The sequence below is a fragment of the Streptomyces sp. NBC_00193 genome (genome assembly GCF_026342735.1).
GTDB lineage: Bacteria > Actinomycetota > Actinomycetes > Streptomycetales > Streptomycetaceae > Streptomyces > Streptomyces stoeckheimensis.
Map to the genome: position 1 here is coordinate 1965679 of NZ_JAPEMM010000001.1, position 19876 is coordinate 1985554.

17 protein-coding genes and 1 pseudogene are annotated in these 19876 nt (G+C 71.4%); 16 read left to right on the forward strand and 2 right to left on the reverse strand.

Annotated features, from left to right (window positions below):
• The first annotated feature begins 19 nt into the window (after positions 1-19).
• Together OG898_RS08335 and OG898_RS08340 are read left to right on the forward strand one after the other, a co-directional pair.
• Positions 20-310 carry a hypothetical protein gene (locus tag OG898_RS08335; protein WP_250754698.1) on the forward strand — a complete coding sequence of 97 codons (291 nt, stop codon included), beginning with the start codon at positions 20-22 and terminating at the stop codon, positions 308-310.
• A gap of 47 nt (positions 311-357) precedes the next feature.
• Complete coding sequence (locus OG898_RS08340) at positions 358-774, forward strand: hypothetical protein (RefSeq protein WP_266960131.1); 417 nt, start codon at positions 358-360, stop codon at positions 772-774.
• Between the two features lie 28 nt (positions 775-802).
• On the opposite strand, the gene OG898_RS08345 is transcribed toward OG898_RS08340, so the two are convergent.
• On the reverse strand, positions 803-1789 hold the full coding sequence (locus OG898_RS08345; protein WP_266955905.1) for a hypothetical protein: 987 nt from the start codon (positions 1787-1789) through the stop codon (positions 803-805).
• 303 nt (positions 1790-2092) lie between these two features.
• Here OG898_RS08345 and OG898_RS08350 point away from each other — a divergent pair, with 303 nt between their 5' ends.
• The 14 genes and pseudogenes from OG898_RS08350 (at position 2093) to OG898_RS08415 (ending at position 15842) form a co-directional block, all read left to right on the forward strand.
• Positions 2093-2308 carry a hypothetical protein gene (locus tag OG898_RS08350; RefSeq protein WP_250754702.1) on the forward strand — a complete coding sequence of 72 codons (216 nt, stop codon included), beginning with the start codon at positions 2093-2095 and terminating at the stop codon, positions 2306-2308.
• A 130-nt stretch (positions 2309-2438) separates the two neighbouring features.
• Entirely contained in the window at positions 2439-3293 is an 855-nt protein-coding gene (locus tag OG898_RS08355; protein ID WP_266955907.1) for a hypothetical protein, read from the forward strand.
• 33 nt (positions 3294-3326) lie between these two features.
• Positions 3327-4520, forward strand: a complete 1194-nt coding sequence (locus OG898_RS08360) for a phage tail protein (RefSeq protein WP_266955909.1) — start codon at positions 3327-3329, stop codon at positions 4518-4520.
• Positions 4517-5797 carry a tape-measure protein gene (locus tag OG898_RS08365; RefSeq protein WP_266955911.1) on the forward strand — a complete coding sequence of 427 codons (1281 nt, stop codon included), beginning with the start codon at positions 4517-4519 and terminating at the stop codon, positions 5795-5797. Before OG898_RS08360 ends, OG898_RS08365 begins: the two co-directional genes overlap by 4 nt.
• Positions 5798-5982: 185 nt before the next feature.
• Positions 5983-6891, forward strand: a complete 909-nt coding sequence (locus tag OG898_RS08370; protein WP_266955913.1) for a phage tail domain-containing protein — start codon at positions 5983-5985, stop codon at positions 6889-6891.
• A 92-nt stretch (positions 6892-6983) separates the two neighbouring features.
• Positions 6984-8168: a hypothetical protein gene (locus OG898_RS08375; protein WP_250754713.1), complete on the forward strand. Its 1185-nt coding sequence runs from the start codon at positions 6984-6986 to the stop codon at positions 8166-8168.
• 97 nt (positions 8169-8265) lie between these two features.
• Positions 8266-9357 (forward strand): hypothetical protein, encoded by a 1092-nt coding sequence (locus OG898_RS08380; RefSeq protein WP_266955915.1) that lies wholly within the window; start codon positions 8266-8268, stop codon positions 9355-9357.
• Entirely contained in the window at positions 9354-10457 is a 1104-nt protein-coding gene (locus tag OG898_RS08385; protein ID WP_266955917.1) for a hypothetical protein, read from the forward strand. The genes OG898_RS08380 and OG898_RS08385 overlap by 4 nt, the downstream gene beginning before the upstream one ends.
• Positions 10457-11170, forward strand: coding sequence for a hypothetical protein (locus tag OG898_RS08390; protein WP_250754718.1), 714 nt, complete (start codon positions 10457-10459; stop codon positions 11168-11170). The genes OG898_RS08385 and OG898_RS08390 overlap by 1 nt, the downstream gene beginning before the upstream one ends.
• A 13-nt stretch (positions 11171-11183) precedes the next feature.
• Entirely contained in the window at positions 11184-11549 is a 366-nt protein-coding gene (locus tag OG898_RS08395) for an ATP-binding protein (RefSeq protein WP_250754720.1), read from the forward strand.
• 215 nt (positions 11550-11764) lie between these two features.
• Complete coding sequence (locus OG898_RS08400) at positions 11765-12658, forward strand: peptidoglycan-binding protein (protein WP_250754722.1); 894 nt, start codon at positions 11765-11767, stop codon at positions 12656-12658.
• Between the two features lie 45 nt (positions 12659-12703).
• Positions 12704-12916, forward strand: a pseudogene (locus OG898_RS08405) (hypothetical protein); the annotation flags it as partial.
• Positions 12917-13020: 104 nt separating this feature from the next.
• On the forward strand, positions 13021-13284 hold the full coding sequence (locus tag OG898_RS08410; protein ID WP_250754724.1) for a hypothetical protein: 264 nt from the start codon (positions 13021-13023) through the stop codon (positions 13282-13284).
• Between the two features lie 101 nt (positions 13285-13385).
• Positions 13386-15842 carry a YfhO family protein gene (locus tag OG898_RS08415; protein WP_266955921.1) on the forward strand — a complete coding sequence of 819 codons (2457 nt, stop codon included), beginning with the start codon at positions 13386-13388 and terminating at the stop codon, positions 15840-15842.
• A 91-nt stretch (positions 15843-15933) separates the two neighbouring features.
• On the opposite strand, the gene OG898_RS08420 is transcribed toward OG898_RS08415, so the two are convergent.
• Positions 15934-19833, reverse strand: a complete 3900-nt coding sequence (locus OG898_RS08420) for a DNA-directed RNA polymerase subunit beta' (protein ID WP_266955924.1) — start codon at positions 19831-19833, stop codon at positions 15934-15936.
• Positions 19834-19876: the final 43 nt, after the last annotated feature.

Genomic DNA, 19876 nt, shown 5'->3' on the forward strand with positions numbered 1-19876 from the left:
CAGAGGAGAACCCATCACCATGGCAGGCTTCGACGTCAACGCGGCCCGCGCCCAGCGCCAGGAGGCCCTCGGCCGTACCTGGTCCTTCCAGCTGGACGACGAGACGTACACCCTTCCCACCGAGCTCAGCCGGGCCGCGGCCAAGGGGTTGCGCAAGCTCGACGACAACGACGTGGACGGTCTGCTCCGGCTCCTCCTGGGCGACTCGCAGTTCACCCGCTTCGAGCAGCACGACATCACCATGCAGGACATCGCCGCGATCCTCGAGGCCTACGGCAAGGAGACGGGGCTCGGCCTGGGGGAAGGCTGAGCCTCGTCGAGTTCGTCGACGAACACGCCGAGGCCCTCGAAGCGGACCTGCTCCGCTACTACGGCAAGGACCTCCTGGACTGGCACCGGGGAGAACTCTCCTCCCGCCGGCTCCAGGTCCTGCTCAAGCACCTGCCGCGGGACAGCTCCGTCAACCGGGAGCTGTTCGGCGAAGCCGCCGACTGGTCGGTGACCGACCATCTGCTGGCGGCCACCGTGGACCATCTGGCGGCCGCCAACTGGATGTTCGCCTGCGTCAACGCGGCGGAGGACGGGGACGCCCCCGATGCTCCGGAGCCGGTGCCGCGGCCGGACGGCAAACCGTACGCCGGCCCGGACGAGCAGCCGGATCCGGCGGACGGCCCCGGCGGACCGGGGGAACCCGGATCGCCGGGCCGGACGGGGGACACCGCGGCCGGGAGCATCGGGCTCAGCCCGGAGCGGCTCGTCGGCTTCTTCGGCTGACGGCGTGCCGCGCTCCCCGGCCGGGCGGCTACTCCGGAGAAGGAGACGGTGACGGTGACGGTTCGCCCGTGCGGCGGCCGTCCCCGGCGGGCTCGGGGCGGCCACCGCCCCGCGCCTCCAGCTCCTGCGCCAGGGCCCGCGCCTTCTGCGCGAGGCTCCGGCGCCCGTCCGCCTCCGCCCGCTCCGGCCCGTCCGCCGGGGATTCGGCGGACGGCGCCTGCGCGCGGGGCTGTACGGGAATCGTCCTCAGCGGCGGCACGATGGGCCGGCCCCGGCGGCGTACGACCTTCCGGCCGGCCGGGGCCGCACGCTTGTCCCGCACCTCCTGTGCGGAGGGCGGCGCGCCGGACCCCGACTGCTCGTGCGCGCGGGGTTCCTCGGCGGCGGGTTCCTCCGCGGTGGCCTGCTCGTGGTCCGCGTCGGGCTGCCGGTCGCCGGTCTGCTGGTCACGGGGCTGCTGGTCACGGGGCTGCTGGTCACGGGGCTGCTGGTCACGGGGCTGCTGGTCACGGGGCTGCTCGGCGCCGGGCTGCCGGCCGACGCCGACGGGCTGCCGCGCCCGGCGGATGCGGTCCTCGGCCTCGGTGACCAGCGCGGGCGGGTCGAGGAGCAGGGCGAAGGGCAGCCGGATCACCTCGGCCCCCTCGCCGTGGCGCCCGGCCCCGTCCGGACCGGCGCCCGCGCCCGTGTTCGTGCCCGTGTTCGCGCCCCGCCGGGCGTTCGGGCCGCCTCGTCCGGCCTCCCCGCCGGCGGCATAGGCATCGACGACGCGCTTCTCGTACTCGCGCCGGATGCGGGGCAGGTCCTCGGCCATCGCCTCGGCCCAGCCGGCCGTGAACGCGGCCGTCTCGCGACGGTCGAGCTCGGACCGCGGTATCACGACGAGGTCCTCCGGCGCGTGCCCCTCCGCATGAACGAGCTCGGAGAGCCGTGCGAACAGATGGGGCAGGTCGTGAGGCACTTCGAGCCAGTCGATCCCCTGCTCCGGCCCTCGGCCGTTTGCGTCCCTATCCATCTGTAAGCAACTGCCTTCCCGCCCCCGGGGTCCCCCATCGCCCCCGCCCGCCCTACTTCCGGGGGCCCGGGGAACCAGTCTGCCAGCGTACCGGGTGTCCAAAACGGTCATGATCGGATGCCAATCAGCCCTGGGCGGACAGGCCCGATCCGGCCGTCCGGCTTACCAGCTCGACAAACATCGAACGAATGTTCCAAACTCTTGTTCGTACACTCGTTCGAGAACCGTTTCATCTCGTGATGCCCCTGCCCTGACTCGCGGCGCCATCACACGCAAGGGCCAGCAACCGGAAGGCAGGCGTCCATGACCCAGCAGGCCGAGGGATCACGACCGCAGATCACGCTCCACGACCTCCTCAGCCGGCTCCTGGACAGATCCACCCCCGCCGACAAGCACGACAAGCTCGACAAAAAGGCCCTGCTGGCCACGCTGCACGCCGAGATCACCAGCCGCGAGACGCGCGCGTACACGGCGGGCTGGAACGACGCCCTCACCGAACTGGGACGCCCGGCGCGGTAGCCCGGCGGCCCTGCGGTCCGCAGCCCCGTAGCCCCGTAGCCCTTCGTACGACCCAGCCCCTGCCGGCACCACGCCGCGCGGGGGCTTTCGGCGTTCAGACGCCGCACCAGGCCAGAAGCGGAGGAACCCCATGGCCGATCCCACCAACGCGGAAATCCACGCGCTGATCACCGATCTCAAGAACAGCCTCGTGACCCCGCTCAAGACGTACGTCATGCACAACCCGGCATCGAACCTCGTCACCGAGAAGTTCCTGACGGCCAAGCTCGAACAGCTCACGAAGGACATCAAGGCCGGGCCCGACCCCCAGCCCAAGTCCTGGTGGGAGGGGCTGATGGAGTTCCTCGGCCTCAAGGACCTCGCCGCGATCGTCAAGGACGCCGGAAAGCTCGGCATCTTCTACGCCGTGCTGGCCGGCCTCGGCGCCCTCGTCGCCGCGTTCGGGCTCAAGCTGCTCGACTTCGGCGCCATGTTCAAGAGCTTCATGGAGTTCGCCACCAGGAACAGCGCGGGCGGGCGTCGCATCCTCGCGCCGGGCCCGAGCGGACTGCCCAGCCTGCAGAACCGCCTGGCCGTCGAGAACCCGGTCGTGGGCGCCCTGCACGCCCTCCCGAACCCCGCGACTCTCGAACCCCTGCGGGAGAAGCTCTCCATCCTCAATCCGAAGATCGAGAAGTTCAACGTCGAGATCGACAAGATGCCCTCCGCCCGCCAGCTCAAGCAGATGGCCTCCGCCCTGGAAAAGATCGCGACGGCCCTGGCCCGCATGGTTCCGGCAACGATCAAGGCCGTCGCCACCGAGGTCGGGAAGCTCAAGGACAACATGCAGGGCCTCGACCTGAGCGAACTGCCCAAGCCGCGGACGTTGACGCAGACCGCGACGGCCATGGGCCGGCTCGCCGGCGCCACCGACGGTCTGGCCACGAAGCTGCGGGAACTCGGCACGGCGGCCAACACCGCCGCCGGCGCCGTCGGCACTTCCTGATCCACGACCCCACCGCACAAGGAGGTGTGAACCATGAGTCTCGCCAGCGCAACCAAGCGCGCCTCGGACTCCCTGCGCAACCTCAAGACGCAGGCATCCGGCGCCGCCGCCCCCGTCAAGCGCGTCGGTGACGCCGGGAACAGGGCGTCCGGACAGCTCAAGACGCTCCGGACATCCGCCCAGGGCTCCACCGGCCAGCTGAAGAACCTCAAGACCGCCGCCGACCAGGCCGAACGCTCCCTGTCCAAGGCCGGCCAGACCGGCCAGCGCAGCGGGACGCAGCTGGGGAAGTTCAAGACCGGCGCCGACCGCGCCGCCTCGGGCCAGGACAAGCTCAACAAATCCATGAAGGGCAACTTCCTCGCCCGCCTGCTCGACCTGTTCATGCCGCTCATCGAGAAGATCGTCGAGATGGCGATGCGCTCGAAGACCATGCAGACGGTCCTGCGCACGGCGTTCACCGCCATCCGCACCGTGATCTCCGCGGTGATGAAGGCCATCGGCCCGATCATCAAGAGCGCCGGCAACCTGATCAAGTCGGTGTGGAACAGCGTCAAGAACGCCGTCATGCCGGTCCTGAAGACCATCGGCAGCGCCGTGAAGTCCGCCTTCAACGGCATCAAGTCGGCCATCAGCACCGTGATGAGCGCCGTCCGCTCGGTCATCAGCAGCGTGTGGAACGGCATCAAGGCCGTCATCATGCCGGTGATCAACTGGATCAAGTCGGCCGTCCCGAACGCCTTCAACGCCGTCAAGGACCGGATGTCCAGCGCGTGGAACGGCCTCAAGGGCATCGCGTCCGGCGCCTTCGGCGCCATCGTCGGCGCGGTGAAGTCCCCGATCAACTCCGTCATCGGCCTGATCAACTCGATGATCGGCCGGATCAACCAGATCCGGGTCAGCGTCCCCGGCTGGGTCCCCTTCGTCGGCGGCAAGAGCTTCGGCGTCAGCCTGCCCACGATCCCGATGCTCGCCGCCGGCGGTGTCGTCATGCCGCGCAGCGGCGGTGTCCCGGCGATCATCGCCGAGGCCGGCGAGGCCGAAGCCGTCCTGCCGCTGTCCAAGCTCGACCGCCTGCTGGCCCGTACGGCCGCCCGCGCCCGGATGACGGCCACCGGCGCCGGCAACGGCTCGGCGCTGCACATCGAGAACTACTACGCCCACCAGTCGAGCGACCCGCAGCGCACCGCCGACGCGCTGATGTACCTGGCCAAGGCGCGCGGATGAGCGGGGCCGCCGCACTGAACCCCCTCGGCGGCCTCACCAAGTCGCTCGGCGGCCTCGCCGGCCACGCGAGGCGCGCCGGGCAGACCGCGAGCCAGGTCACCTCCTCGCTCAAACGGGTCACCTCCGCCGCCCGCAAGGCCGCGACCGACACGGCCCGGCTCGGACCGGCCGCCGACCAGGCGGCCAAGGTGCTGTCCGGGCTGAAGACCCAGGCGGGCACGGCGGCCCGGTCCGCGGCCAACATCAGCCGGTCCGCCACCAGGGCGTCCACCGGCGTCAAGCGCACCGGAAGCGCGGCCACCGGGCCCCGCTCCGCTCTGCTCAAGGTCGCCAAGGGCTCCGGCCCGGTCACGGCGCTGCTCGGCCGCCTGCTCGACCTGAGCGGGATCGTCGGCACGCTGATGGGTGCCTTCGGCATCGCCATGACCGTCGGCTCCGTCGTGATGACCGCGATCAACGTGGCCATGCGCGCCAACCCGATCGGCTTCCTCATCGGGATCCTGGTCCCGGTGGCGGCCTGGCTGATCGAGCTCGCGCTCAACTCCGAGACCGGGCAGCGGCTCACGGAGCAGCTCTTCACGTACGTCGGGAAGGTGTTCGAGGAGCAGCTGAAGTTCCTCCTCCCGGTGCTGAAGATCATCGGAGAGGTGGTCGCCACCTACTTCCAGGGGTACTTCGCGGTCGTCTCCGGCGTCCTCGGCCTGCTGCGCGGCGACGTGAGCGGCCTCTCCCGCGTCGGCAGCTCGGTCGGCTCGGCCACCCGCGCCCTGCGCTCCATCGCCTCCGGCGCCTTCAACGCGATCATGGCCCCGATCCGGCCCGTGATCACCTTCCTGACCAGCAGCCTCCCCAGCGCCTTCGCCCGCGTGAGCGGCTCCCTCTCGGGCTCGCTCGGCGGCATCGGCCGCATGGTGACCACCGGGCTCCAGGCCGTACTGGCCGTGGTCACGGGTCCCTTCAACGGCATGATCGCCTTCGCCAACTGGATCATCGACGGCCTCGAGGACCTCAGTTTCTCGATCCTCGGCAAGAAGTTCGGGGTCGATCTCGACAAGATCCCGATGCTCGCGGAGGGCGGCGTCGTCTGGCCGACGTCCATGGGCCAGCCCCCGCGCATCAACCCCGTGTCGGACCTCGACCACCGCCGCGTCCCGCCCGTCGACCCGCGCGCCCCGGGCCCGGCGCCGTACCGCGTCGAGGAGTTCCGGGAAGAGGCGGGCGCCGGCCCCCGGGCCGTCGCCGAGGACCTGCTGTTCCTGGCCGGCGCCCACGCATGACCGCTACGGAGCCCGCCCCCGCGCACGCCCCGTAGCGAGCCGGCTCCGCGCACGCCCCGTAGCGAGCCGGCTCCGCGCACGCCCCGTAGGGAGCCCGCCCCGCGCACGCCCCGTACGGAGCCTCCGCCCGCGCACGCCCCCGTACGGCCCCACCGCCCCCACCCGAGATGAGGTGACGGCCCGCCATGGCCGAGACCACGCACCCGTACACCGCCGATCTCGCACCCGGCTCACTCATCACCCAGGACGGGCAGATGCAGTGGGCCGGGATGCTCTTCGGCCCCGGCACCCCCTACACCATCGAGAAGTCGGGGCTCAGCGGCTGGGAGGACCTGCCCGAGTTCGACAGCTCCGACGCCGAACGCCCCACCGGCCACGGCGCCTGGCCCGGCGCCCGCTACGCCAAGCCCCGCAAGGTCGGCGGCACGCTGTGGATGGTCCCCGAGCGGGGTGCCTCCCTCGCCACCGTCCGCGCCCTGCGCCAGGCACTGACCCTCGGCGACCAGGAGCGCTGGCTCGCGGTCCGGCTGCACGGCGAAGTCCTGGCCGTACGGGCCCGCGTCGCCCAGCGGATCGTTCCGGCCGACCGGATGTACGCCACCCAGGGCGCGGCCAAGGCCTCCGTCCAGTGGCTGGCCACCGACCCGCGCCGGTACCTCGTCGACGAGCAGTCGGCGCTCGTGTTCGCACCGGAACCGGAGAGCGGCCTGACCTGGCCGCTGGCCTGGCCCCTGAAGTGGGGCACCGCCTCCAGCACGGGCGACGCCAGCGCCGACAACGACGGCTCCGCACCCTCCCACCCGGTCATCACCTTCCGCGGCCCCTGCGGCACCCCCTCCGTGACGGAGCGGGTCAGCCGCCGCCGGCTGCGGTACGCGATCGACCTGGCCGCCGGCGACGAGCTGGTCGTGGACACCGGCGCCGGCACGGTCACGCTCAACGGCAACGCCTCGCGGCGCCACACGGCCACCGCGGACAGCAGCCCGGAGGAGCTCTTCACCTTCGAACCGGGCCGCGCCGAGCTGTCCTTCCGCCCGGACACCGCCGCCCCCGGCGCCCTGATGTCCGTGCGCTGGCGCCACGCGGAGTGGTAGCGGGGGCCCCGGCTCTCCCCTTCCCCCGCACCTTCCGGGCCCGTCCCGCCCCTTCTCGCTTCCCCTTCCTTCCTCCCCGAACGGAGTTCCCCATGCCGCTCATCACCAGCTGGCTCTCCCCGACCGGCCAGACCCGCGAGAACACCCGGGTCAGCCAGATCGGCGCCACCACCCCGATCAACCCGCAGCAGGCCCGTTCGGGCATCCTGCCGGGCTCGTACGGCGGCGAGCACCGGGTCGCCGGGTTCTGGACCGACGGCACGTCCGCGATGACCCTCAACGTCAGCAACGGCCGGGCCGTCATCCAGGGCCTGCACTCCCAGGGCTACTACCAGGTGACCCTCGACGGCGGCGTCGCGCTCACCGTCGCCGACGGCGACGCCCAGTTCGCCCGCGTCGACCTGCTCGTCCTGCGCGTCTACGACGCCTCGTACGACACCTCCGGCAAGTCCGAGGCCGCCGTCGAGATCATCCGCGGCACCCCCTCCGCCACCCCGGTCGCCCCGGCCGCCCCGGCCCTCTCCCTGCCCCTGTACGAGATCGCCGTCCCGGCCGGCGCCAGCGCGGGCAAGGGAGGCATCGTCTGGAGCGGAGCCCTGAAGGACCTGCGCACCACGACCGTCGCGATCGGCGGCATCGTGCCCGTCTACGGAGACACCGGCACGGGCGCCTACCCGGGCCAGTACCAGGACGGCTACACCGCCCTGCAGCGCTGGGACGGCTCCGCCTGGGTCCCGTACCCGGCCGCGATCGGCGGCATCGCCCCCAAGGGCACCCTGTCCACGGCCAGTTACGTCGGCCAGTTCCGCGACACCCCGCAGCGGGTGCTCCAGCGGTGGAGCGGCAGCGCCTGGCTGCCGGCCGTCCCCCAGCCGAGCTTCGTGCAGAGCTGGGACGCCGGCACCACCACCTCCCTCACCTACACCGCAGCCCTGGCGGGCACGAGCATCACCGCGCTGAGCACCACCTTCACCGCATCGCCGTCGGGCCAGGTCGCGCTGACCTTCGGCGCCCGGACCACGAACGTCGGCAACAACAACGCCTACGGGTTCACCAGCGTGCGCGTGACCCAGGGCGCCACCGTCGTCTGGGAACCGGACGACGAGCGCGCCGCCCTGCACCACGGCGACCGCGCCTCCTCGGTGTCGACCATGCTCCGGCTCGCCTCCCTCACCCCCGACGCCCCGTACACGGTGACCGTGATGCACCGCACGAGCATGACCGGCGTGACGAGCTACTTCGACAGCATCTTCCTCCGCGTCGACCACCTGGCCTGAGCCCCGGCCTCCCCCCGCCCGGCCTCCCCCCGCCCGGCCTCCCCCCGCCCCACCCCGAAGCACCCAGTACCGAAGCACCGCTCCGAAGGAGAAGTCCGTGAACGTGCGATCCGCCTGGCTCCCGGTCGTCGGCCAGACCCGGTCCGACACCCGTGTCACCTCGCTCGGCGCCCTGACGCCCACCTCCCCGGTCGCCAGCCGGTCCGGCATCCTGCCCGGGTCCAGCGACGGCAAGACCCGGATCTCCGGCTTCACCGTCGCCGGTACGACCGCGATGGGCGCGACCGTCTACCCCGGCCGAGCCGTCATCCAGGGCACCGACAGCCAGGGCGCCTACCCCGTCGCCCTCACCCAGTCGGTGAACCTGACCTTCGTCGACGGCCACGCCCAGTACGGCCGGATCGACCTCGTCGTGGTGCGCGTCCGGGACGACGAGTACGACGCCTCCGGGCTCACCGAGGCCAGCGTCGAGATCGTCCGCGGCGTACCGGCGGCCAGCCCGGCCGCCCCGGCGACCCCGCCGCTCTCCCTCCCCCTCTACACGGTCGCCGTTCCCGCCGGGACCAGCGCCGGCACCGGCGGCATCGCCTGGGCCACCGCCCTGGTGGGCCTGCGCACGAGCACCGTCGCCGTCGGCGGCATCCTCCCCGTCACCAGCGACACCTCCCTCGGCGCCTACCCGGGCCAGTACCGCGACCTCGGCGGCGGCCTCCAGCGCTGGGACGGCACCGCGTGGCTGCCGTACCCGCCCCAGCCGGCCTGGCAGGACTGGACCCCGGTGTGGACCACCGCCACCGGCGCCGCGCCGCCCGCCTTCGGGGACGCCCAGGTCAGCGGCCGGTGGATCCAGCAGGGCCCCACCGTCCACCTCAACTTCACCATCGCCTTCGGCGCCGGGACCAACTTCGGCACCGCACCGAACAGCGCCGACAACTGGCGCTTCACCCTGCCGGTGAAATCCGCCGTCCTCTCGCGCTGCATCGGCTTCGCCGAGCTCCAGTCCACCACCCGGGAGCGCGCCGTCGCCCGGATGCGGCTCACCTCCACCTCGTTCTTCGAGCTGGAGCTGTCCAGCGGCATGCCCAGCGGGGACCCCGTCCTCGTCTCGGGCATCGCCGATTCCGTCACCCCGTGGACCTGGGCCGCCGGGCACACCATCGCGGGCGCAGCCACCTACGAGGCCAAATGAGCACCGAGACCCCGTACCGCGCGATCTTCTGCGACGTACGGACCGACAGCACCATCGACATCCTCCCGCTGCGCGACGTCTCCATCGACGACTTCATCGGCAAGCCGGGCGCCCTCTCGGGCACCATCCCGGTCCCCGACTCCGCCCTCGCCGCCCGGGTCAGCCGCATCGAGGAGGGCCGTACGGCCGTCTACCTGGAGCGCGGCGGCGACCTGTGGTGGGGCGGGATCGTCTGGACGAGCACCCTGCAGAGCAGCGGGCGGGGCGTGATCAGCCTCAGCATCCAGGCGGCCACCTTCGACTCCTACGCGGGCCGCCGCCGCATCCGCCAGAACTTCGCCGCCACCACCCCCACCGACCAGTTCGAACTGGCCCGGGAGCTGTGGCGCCGGATGCAGTCCGCCGCGGGCGGCGACATCGGCGTCACCTTCGGGAACGAAACCTCCGGCGTCCTGCGTACGGGGGCCTGGCGCGACGGTGACGAGACCCTGTACTCCGAGGCCCTCGAAACCCTGGCCACCTCGGAGAACGGCTTCGAGCACCAGATCTCCGTCTTCCGCGACCCGGTCTCCGGAGCCCGCACCCGGCTGCTGCGCCTGGGCAGCCCGCGCATCCACACGGGCTCCACCGACCTGGTCCTGGACCGGCCCGGCGCGATCCTCTCGTACACCTTCCCGCGCGACGCGACCCGCGGCGGCACCACCGCCCGGGCCCGCGGCGCCTCGGCCAACAGCAACCAGACCGAGGAATCGCGGCCGGTGTACTCGGACGAGCTGGTCGCCGACGACCTGATCGCCGGCGGCTGGCCCCGCATCGACCTGTCGTCCGACCACAACACCGTCAGCGACAAGGCCGTCCTCACGGGGCTGGCGGCCGGCGAACTCGCCCGGGCCCGCGGGGCGGTCGTCATCCCGGAGATCACCGTCCGCCTCGGCAGCGAGATACCGCCGGCCCTGCTGGGCCGGAGCGTCCGCATCCGGATCACCGACGAATGGCATCCGCAGGGCCTGGACGCCCGCTTCCGCATCATCGGCGTCAAGGTCAGCCCGCCGGAGCGGGGCCGTCCGGACACCGCCGAGCTCTACCTGGAGGAGGCCTGATGCCCCAACTGCCCGAGGACATCATCGACCGGCTGACCGCAATGGAACGCCGGATCCAGCAGCTGTCCACCGCCGTCAACACCCGCCCCGCGCTCGACACCGTCACCGGCGGCGCGCTGACGATCAAGGACGGCGGCTCGCTGTCCGTGGAGGAGCCGAACGGCACCCGGATCCTGGGCGTCGGCTTCTGGTCCGCCACCGAGTACGGCCTGGAGATCAAGCGGCAGAGCGGCAAGACCGCGCTGAGCATCCGCAACGCCGTCACCGGCACCTACGACCAGGCCGTCCGCGTGTTCGACGCGTACGGCCACGAGATCCTCTCGGACGACGTGGTCACCGGCGGCCTGGCCCGCCCCTGGCTCGCCATGCTGCCCCCGCAGGACCTGGCGACCGCCCGCTGGCCGCAGACCAACGCCACCGCCTGGACCACCGTCGCCCGCTCCTTCAACCCGCTGTGGCAGCCCCGTCTGCGGGTGTACTGCAACACCGCCGCGGCGGCGGGCGTCACCGGGCAGGTACGGATCCTCGTGGACGGGGCCCCGTGGGGCGACCCGGTCACCACCGGCACGGTCCTCGACCGCACCGCCGCGGTCACCGACGACTTCAACGCCCGCTTCGGCAGCCTGGTCAAGGTGGAGATCCAGGCGATGGTCACCAGCGGCACCGGGCTCGTCTACGCCCAGCCGCTCATGATGTACGGCACCCAGAGCTGAGGAGACCCTCCCCGTGAACATCGATCCGACCCAGCCCTGGGGCATCGCCCTCGACTACGCGGGCCGCGCCACGGTCACCGAGGCCGGCCACACCCTCCAGATCCGCGTCCACGACGCCGGCCTGGGCGACACCCTGGAACCGGACCCGGTCAGCGGCTACCCGGCGGTGTACGTCACCGCCCAGCTCACCGAGACGGGCGAGTCCGGCGCCCAGCTCCGCGGCACCGGCCAGACCGTACTGAACCCCCCGCCGGAAGGCCCGGTGCTCCCGAACCGGTCGGCGATCCCCACCGCGGTGGCCGCGGCCCTGGCGGACTTCGAATCCCGCGTCACGGCCTACGCCGCCCTGTGCGCCTCCTGGCTCCCCGGCCCCACCTGATCCAGCCCCGTCGGCGCTTGAGCCAACCCGGCCCCGCCGGCGTTTGAGGCGCGGGGTCCGGGGCGGAGCCCCGAGCCACCGACCCGCACGGCCTCCCCGGCCCCCGCCCCGTCCAGCCCCGCACCACCCAGCGCCCCACCCCACCCAGCCCCGAGCCACCCCCGGCCCCGAGCCACCCCCGGCCCGGGGCTTCCGCATGTCCGAAGGAGCCCGACATGGCCACCCCCCTCACCGCCGACACCCTCCTCGCCGCCCTGCGCGCCGAGGGGGTGACCGTCATAGAGCACCCCGGCTGGCGCACCCACAACCGCAATCACAAGGGCGCCTGGGGCCCGGTCAACGGCATCGTGATCCACCACACCGTCAGCGCCGGCACCACCTCCAGCGTCGCCCTCTGCCGCGACGGCTACGCCGAACTCCCCGGCCCCCTCTGTCACGGAGTGATCGACAAGGACGGCGGCGTCCACCTGATCGGCCACGGCCGCACCAACCACGCGGGCCTCGGCGACGGCGACGTCCTGGACGCCGTCGCCGCCGAGACCGCCCTCCCCGCCCCCCGCCGCAACGACACCGACGGCAACGCCCACTTCTACGGCTTCGAGTGCGTCAACCTCGGCGACGGCCGCGACCCGTGGCCCGCCGCCCAGCTCGATGCCATCGAGCGCGCCTCGGCCGCCCTGTGCCGGGCCCACGGCTGGAGCGCCCCGTCGGTCATCGGCCACAAGGAGTGGACCAACACCAAGGTCGACCCGCGCGGGTTCACCATGCAGGACCTGCGCGCCCGCATCGCCGCCCGCCTCGCCTCCGCCCCGGGCGGCCAGGGCGGCCACCCCACCCCGCCGGCCGGCGGAGACGGCGGCTACCAGCCCTTCCCCGGCGCCGCCTTCTTCACCGCCGCCCCCCGCTCCCCGATCGTCACCGCCATGGGCAAGCGCCTGGTCGCCGAGGGCTGCTCCGCCTACGCCCAGGGCCCGGGCCCCCAGTGGACGGAGGCCGACCGCCTCTCGTACGCGAAGTGGCAGCGCAAGCTCGGCTTCGCCGGCGCCGACGCCGACGGCTGGCCGGGCCGCACCTCCTGGAACGCCCTCAAGGTCCCGCACTCCGGCTGACGACCGGTCCCCCCACCCCCGCCCCACCGAAAGAAGGCACCACCCATGTCCGAAGCCGGCAAGCGCACCCTGCGCACCCTCGTCCAGACCGCCCTGGCGATGGCCGTCCTGCTGCCCGCCCTGGTCGACGCGTCCGGCATCCCCGCCGCGCTGCCCTGGGTGGCGGCCGCCCTCACCGCCGCCGGCGCGCTCACCCGGGTGATGGCGCTGCCCGGCGTACAGGCCGTACTGCCCGGCTGGCTGCGTACCGAGTGGCCGCACGACCCCGACCGCACCCTGCTCGCCCTCATCGCCCGCGACGCCGAAGCCCACATCGACGCCGACGCCGACGCCCGTACCCCGCACCCGGAGGACGAGCGCGCATGACGGAACCGCACATGCCGGACCCGCTCTCCGTCGCCGTCGAACTGGAACGCCTGCGCGGCACCATGGAGGCCGGGTTCGCCCGGGTCGACGGATCGCTGGCCCTGCTGGTCCAGCGCAGCGACCAGACCGACCGTCAGCTCGCCGACCACGAATCCCGCTTGGACTCCCTGGAGCGGGCCCGCTGGCCGCTCGCCAGCGTCACCGCCATGGCGGCGGTCTCGGCGATCGCCATGACGGCCTGGCAGCTCACCGCCCGCTGACCCGAGCACGCGGCGGGCCCCCGCGGTCGACCTAGACTGGCGAGTCGGACAAAACCTCCGACAGCAGCACTCGACCAGCAGGGAGCAGAGCATTGGGGACCGTGGCCGAGGAGCCCGCCAAGCACAGCAGTCCACCCCCCCGGGAGGACCGGCCGGCGCCGCGCCGCGCCGGCCGGTTCCACGCCCCCCTGCTCGCCTTCCTCATCGCCGCGGGCGCCTTCTGCGCGTCCTGGGCCGCCCGGGGCACCTTCCCCTTCGGCACCACCGGCCGGGCCGTCAACGACCAGGCCAACCAGTACGTCCCGTTCCACCGCGCCCTGTGGGACCTGGTCCACGGCCAGGCCGCCGGGGACCTCCTCTTCACCTGGCGCGGCGGCTTCGGCCAGCAGTTCCTGTCCGACTACTACACCTACCTCGGCAACCCCTTCTCCTGGCTGGCCGTCCTCGTCCCCCGCGCGCACGTGGACCTCGCCGTCTTCGTGATCACCCCGGTCACGATGGGCACCGCCGCCGCCCTGATGGCCGTCTACCTCGGCAAGCTGCAGCCGGGACCGTGGTGGCAGCGGGGCGTGCTCGGAGCCGTCTACGGACTGTGCGGCTGGGCGCTCAGCGACGCCTCGTACATCCCCATGTGGATGTGGGGCCTGGTCGCGCTCCCGCTCCTGGGCATCGCCGTCGAGTGGTGCCTGGAGGAACGCCGCTGGCCGGGCGTGGCCCTGCTGGTCGCGCTCGCCTGGTTCGGGAACTTCTACACCGCGATGATGGCGACGATGGCCGCCTGCGTGCTGCTCGCCATTCGCCTGATCGTCCTCGACCTGACCGGAGCCCAGCGGCTGCGCGCCGTGTGGCGGGCCGCGACGGCCGCCGCGACCGGCATCCTGCTCACGCTCCCCCTCCTCCTGCCCTCGTTCCTCTCCAGCGGAGCCGCCCAGCCCACCAAGGCGGCCGCCTTCGATCCCGTCCGGATCGAGATCTTCCTGACCGGCATGCTCCCCGGCACCTACCTGTGGGGCGGCCGGCCCCGGCTGTACGTGGCCTCGCTCGGCCTGATCCTGGCGGGGTCCTTCCTCCTCAACACGGCCGTCGCCCGCCGGACCCGGCTGGTGTGGGCGGCGGCGACCCTGCTCGTCGTCCTCTCCTTCCAGTTCCCGCCCACCCAGTACGTGTGGCACGGACTGGCGGTGCCGAACGGCAATCCCTACCGCGAGGCCTTCGTCTTCAGCGGCATGGTCGTGATCGTCGCCTGGCTCTCGCTGGCCAACCGGCCGCGCCCGCTGCACCTGGCGCTGAGCGCCGCCCTGCTGGTCGTCGCGACCTTCGTGCTGCGCCACACCAACGACTTCGGCGGCACCACCTGGCCGGCCGTCCTGGGCGGCGGCGCGGTGTCGCTCCTGGCCCTGGTCCTGCTGGCGCTGGGCGAGAAGCGCCGGGTACTGATCCCCGTGGCCGCCGTCCTCATGGTCGGCGTCGTCTTCGCCGAATCCACCGCCGCCGCGGTCAACGCGGACGCCCGCCGCGCCCGCGAACGCTGGGCGAAGCCGATCGCCACGTCCAGCCAGTCGATCACGAACCACTTCGACGCCGTCCGTTCGGTCGACGGCTGGCCCGCGTACCGGACCGACTCGGGCGCCCCGCAGACCTCGTACAACGACGCGCTCTCGCTCCGGGCCGAGGGCCCGCAGTACTACAGCAGCTACCTCCCCGAGAACACGTACAAGGCCCTCGAACCCCTCGGCTACGGCTACAAGAACGACGGCCGGACCTTCTTCGGCGCCGACAATCCCGTCCTGGACGCGATCTTCTCGATCGGCGCCCGGGCCGAACCGGGTCCGCAGAAGAACAGCTGGACGGCCCGCACCTTCCCCACCCCGCCCCTGGTCACCGTCCGCAGCGCCCCGTACTCCTCCCCCAACCCGCCGGCCAGCGTCTACGCCCGCCAGGAGCAGGTCCTCGGCTCCACCGTCTACCGGGTCCCGCCCGTCACCCGGGGCGGCAGCGCCACCCGACAGACGTACGCCGCCACCTGCACGCCCGGCTCCGAGGCCTTCTGGTACTCCCCCCAGCTGTACGGAACCCTCACCTCCGGCGGCACCGCAAGGCCCCTGGAGGACCGGATGACCGGGGTCGTGAGCCTCGGCGAGGTCCCCGCGTCCGGCACCGTCGACGTCACCGTGGACACCCGCACCCGCGACGCCACCGCCGGCGAGCACCCCATCGGCTGCCTGGACCGGGCCGCACTCTCCCAGGCGGTCGGCCGCCTCACCGCCACGGGCGCCACCCAGGTCGGCGCGGGCGGCCACACCATCGAGGCCACCCTCCCGAAGGGAGCCTCCGGCACCGCCGTCTTCGCCATGACCGACGTCCCCGGCTGGCAGTGCTCGGCCCCGGTGAAGAGCTTCCACGGCCTGGTCTCCCTGGACATCACCCCGGGCACGGACAAGGTCTCCTGCACCTTCACCCCCAAGGGCCTCACCCCCGGCCTGGCCGGCGCCACCCTCGCCCTCCTGGCCCTCACCTCGGTCACCGTGGCGGGCCTCCGCCGCCGCCGACGGCCCTGATCCACGACACCGTCGACAACACGAAGAAGCCCCCCGCCTCTCCTCTCGGAGCGGCGGGGGGCTTCTTCGTACTGCCTACTGCTCAGCGACCTCAGCCGTTGTACGGGCCGTAGTCGTAGTCCTCCAGCGGGACAGCCTGGCCGGAGCCGGTGCCGAAGGGCGAGTAGTCGATGTCGTCGTAGCCGACGGCCGAGTACATCGCGGCCTTGGCTTCCTCGGTCGGCTCGACCCGGATGTTGCGGTAGCGGGCGAGGCCCGTACCGGCCGGGATGAGCTTACCGATGATGACGTTCTCCTTGAGGCCGATCAGGGAGTCGGACTTGGCGTTGATCGCCGCGTCCGTCAGAACCCTGGTCGTCTCCTGGAACGACGCCGCCGACAGCCAGGACTCGGTCGCGAGCGAGGCCTTGGTGATACCCATCAGCTGCGGACGGCCGGAGGCGGGGTGACCGCCCTCGGTGACCACACGACGGTTCTCGGTCTCGAACTTCGACCGCTCGACCAGCTCGCCCGGCAGGAGCTCCGCGTCGCCGGACTCGATGATCGTCACGCGGCGCAGCATCTGCCGGATGATGATCTCGATGTGCTTGTCGTGGATCGACACGCCCTGCGAGTTGTAGACCTTCTGGACTTCGCCGACCAGGTGGACCTGGACCGCACGCTGGCCGAGGATGCGCAGCACGTCGTGCGGGTTGGTGGCACCCATGGTCAGCTTCTGGCCGACCTCGACGTGGTCGCCCTCGCCGACGATGACCTTGGCGCGCTTGGAGATCGGGAAGGCCGTCTCCTCGCTGCCGTCGTCGGGCGTGATGACGATCTTCTTCGTCTTCTCGGTCTCCTCGATCCGCACGCGGCCGGCGGCCTCGGAGATCGGGGCGACACCCTTCGGGGTACGGGCCTCGAAGAGCTCGACGACACGCGGCAGACCCTGCGTGATGTCGTCACCGGCCACACCACCGGTGTGGAAGGTACGCATCGTCAGCTGGGTACCGGGCTCACCGATGGACTGGGCGGCGATGATGCCGACCGCCTCACCGATGTCGACCAGCTTGCCGGTGGCGAGCGAGCGTCCGTAGCAGAAGGCACAGGTGCCGACCGCGGACTCACAGGTCAGGACCGAGCGGGTCTTGACCTCCTCGACGCCGTTGGCGACCAGGGCGTCGATGAGCACGTCACCGAGGTCGACGTTGGCCGGCGCGATGACCTTGCCGTCGATGACGACGTCCTCGGCCAGCATGCGGGCGTAGATCGAGGTCTCGACGTCGTCGGCCTTGCGCAGCGCGCCGTCCTCGCCGCGAACGGCGATCTTCAGCTTCAGGCCGCGCTCGGTGCCGCAGTCCTCCTCGCGGATGATGACGTCCTGCGAGACGTCCACCAGACGACGGGTGAGGTAACCCGAGTCGGCGGTACGCAGGGCGGTGTCCGCCAGACCCTTACGGGCACCGTGCGTGGAGATGAAGTACTCCAGAACGGTGAGGCCCTCACGGAAGGACGCCTTGATCGGACGCGGGATGGTCTCGTTCTTCGCGTTCGACACCAGACCACGCATACCGGCGATCTGTCGCATCTGCATCATGTTTCCTCGGGCACCCGAGTCAACCATCATGAAGATGGGGTTCGTCTTGGGGAAGTTCGCGTTCATCGCCTCGGCAACCTCGTTGGTCGCCTTGGTCCAGATCGCGATGAGCTCCTGCGTGCGCTCGTCCTTGGTGATCAGACCGCGCTCGTACTGCTTCTGGACCTTCTCGTCCAGCTCCTCGTAGCCCTTGACGATGGCCTTCTTGGCCTCGGGCACGACGACGTCGGAGATGGCCACGGTGACGCCCGAACGGGTCGCCCAGTGGAAGCCGGCCGCCTTCAGGTTGTCGAGCGTCGCCGCCACGATCACCTTGGGGTAGCGCTCCGCCAGGTCGTTGACGATCTCGGAGAGCTGCTTCTTGCCCACCGAGTAGTCGACGAACGGGTAGTCCTCGGGCAGCAGCTCGTTGAAGAGCGCGCGGCCCAGGGTCGTCTTCAGACGGAAGCTGTCGCCCGGCTGGAACTCCTGCTCGCCCTCTTCGGCGATCGGCGCCACCCAGCCGCGCGGCGGGATGGTGCCCACCGGGAAGCGGATGTCGACGGCCGACTGGAGAGCCAGCTCACCGTTGTCGAACGCCATCGTCGCCTCGGCGGTCGAGCCGAACGCACGGCCCTCGCCCTTGACGTCGCGGAGCTCGCCGTCGGTGGTGAGGAAGAACAGACCCAGCACCATGTCCTGGGTCGGCATGGTGACGGGACGACCGTCTGCCGGCTTCAGGATGTTGTTCGAGGACAGCATCAGGATGCGGGCCTCGGCCTGCGCCTCTGCCGAAAGCGGCAGGTGCACGGCCATCTGGTCACCGTCGAAGTCCGCGTTGAACGCGGTGCAGACGAGCGGGTGGATCTGGATGGCCTTGCCTTCGACCAGCTGGGGCTCGAAGGCCTGGATGCCGAGGCGGTGCAGCGTGGGCGCACGGTTCAGCAGAACCGGGTGCTCGGCGATGACCTCTTCGAGCACGTCGTAGACGACCGTGCGGCCGCGCTCGACCATGCGCTTCGCCGACTTGATGTTCTGCGCGTGGTTCAGGTCGACCAGGCGCTTCATCACGAACGGCTTGAAGAGCTCCAGCGCCATGGCCTTGGGCAGACCACACTGGTGCAGCTTCAGCTGCGGACCGACGACGATCACGGAACGCGCGGAGTAGTCCACGCGCTTGCCGAGGAGGTTCTGACGGAATCGACCCTGCTTGCCCTTGAGCATGTCGCTCAGGGACTTCAGCGGACGGTTACCGGGACCGGTCACCGGACGACCACGACGACCGTTGTCGAAGAGGGCGTCGACGGCTTCCTGGAGCATGCGCTTCTCGTTGTTCACGATGATCTCGGGGGCACCGAGGTCGAGAAGGCGCTTCAGGCGGTTGTTGCGGTTGATCACGCGGCGGTACAGGTCGTTCAGGTCGGAGGTCGCGAAGCGGCCACCGTCCAGCTGCACCATCGGACGCAGGTCCGGCGGGATCACCGGCACGCAGTCCAGAACCATGCCCTTGGGCTTGTTGCTGGTCTGCAGGAACGCGGAGACGACCTTGAGGCGCTTGAGCGCACGGGTCTTCTTCTGGCCCTTGCCGGTACGGATGATCTCGCGGAGGCGCTCGGCCTCTTCGTCGAGGTCGAAGGACTCCAGACGCTTCTGGAGCGCCGCGGCGCCCATGCAGCCGTCGAAGTACGTACCGAAGCGGTCGCGCAGCTCGCGGTAGAGCAGCTCGTCGCCCTCGAGGTCCTGGACCTTGAGGTTCTTGAAGCGGGCCCACACCTCGTCGAGGCGGTCGATCTCGCGCTGGGCGCGGTCACGGAGCTGCTTCATCTCGCGCTCGGCGCCTTCGCGCACCTTGCGGCGCACGTCGGCCTTCGCGCCCTCGGCCTCGAGCTCGGCCAGGTCGCTCTCGAGCTTCTTGGCACGGCCTTCGAGGTCCGAGTCGCGTCGGTTCTCGATCTGCTGGCGCTCGACGGAGACGTGTGCCTCCAGGGACGGGAGGTCGCGGGTGCGGCGCTCGTCGTCCACGAACGTGATCATGTACGCGGCGAAGTAGATGACCTTCTCGAGGTCCTTCGGCGCGAGGTCCAGCAGGTATCCGAGGCGCGACGGGACGCCCTTGAAGTACCAGATGTGGGTGACGGGAGCGGCAAGCTCGATGTGGCCCATCCGCTCGCGACGCACCTTGGCGCGCGTGACTTCGACGCCACAACGCTCACAGATGATGCCCTTGAAGCGGACACGCTTGTACTTACCGCAGTAGCACTCCCAGTCCCGGGTCGGACCGAAGATCTTCTCGCAGAAGAGTCCGTCCTTCTCGGGCTTGAGGGTGCGGTAGTTGATGGTCTCCGGCTTCTTGACCTCGCCGTGGGACCAGGTTCGGATGTCGTCCGCGGTGGCAAGGCCGATCCGCAGCTCGTCGAAGAAGTTGACGTCGAGCACTGTGCGTCAATCCCTCTTTCGGGGTCGAGTCTCAATCATGGTC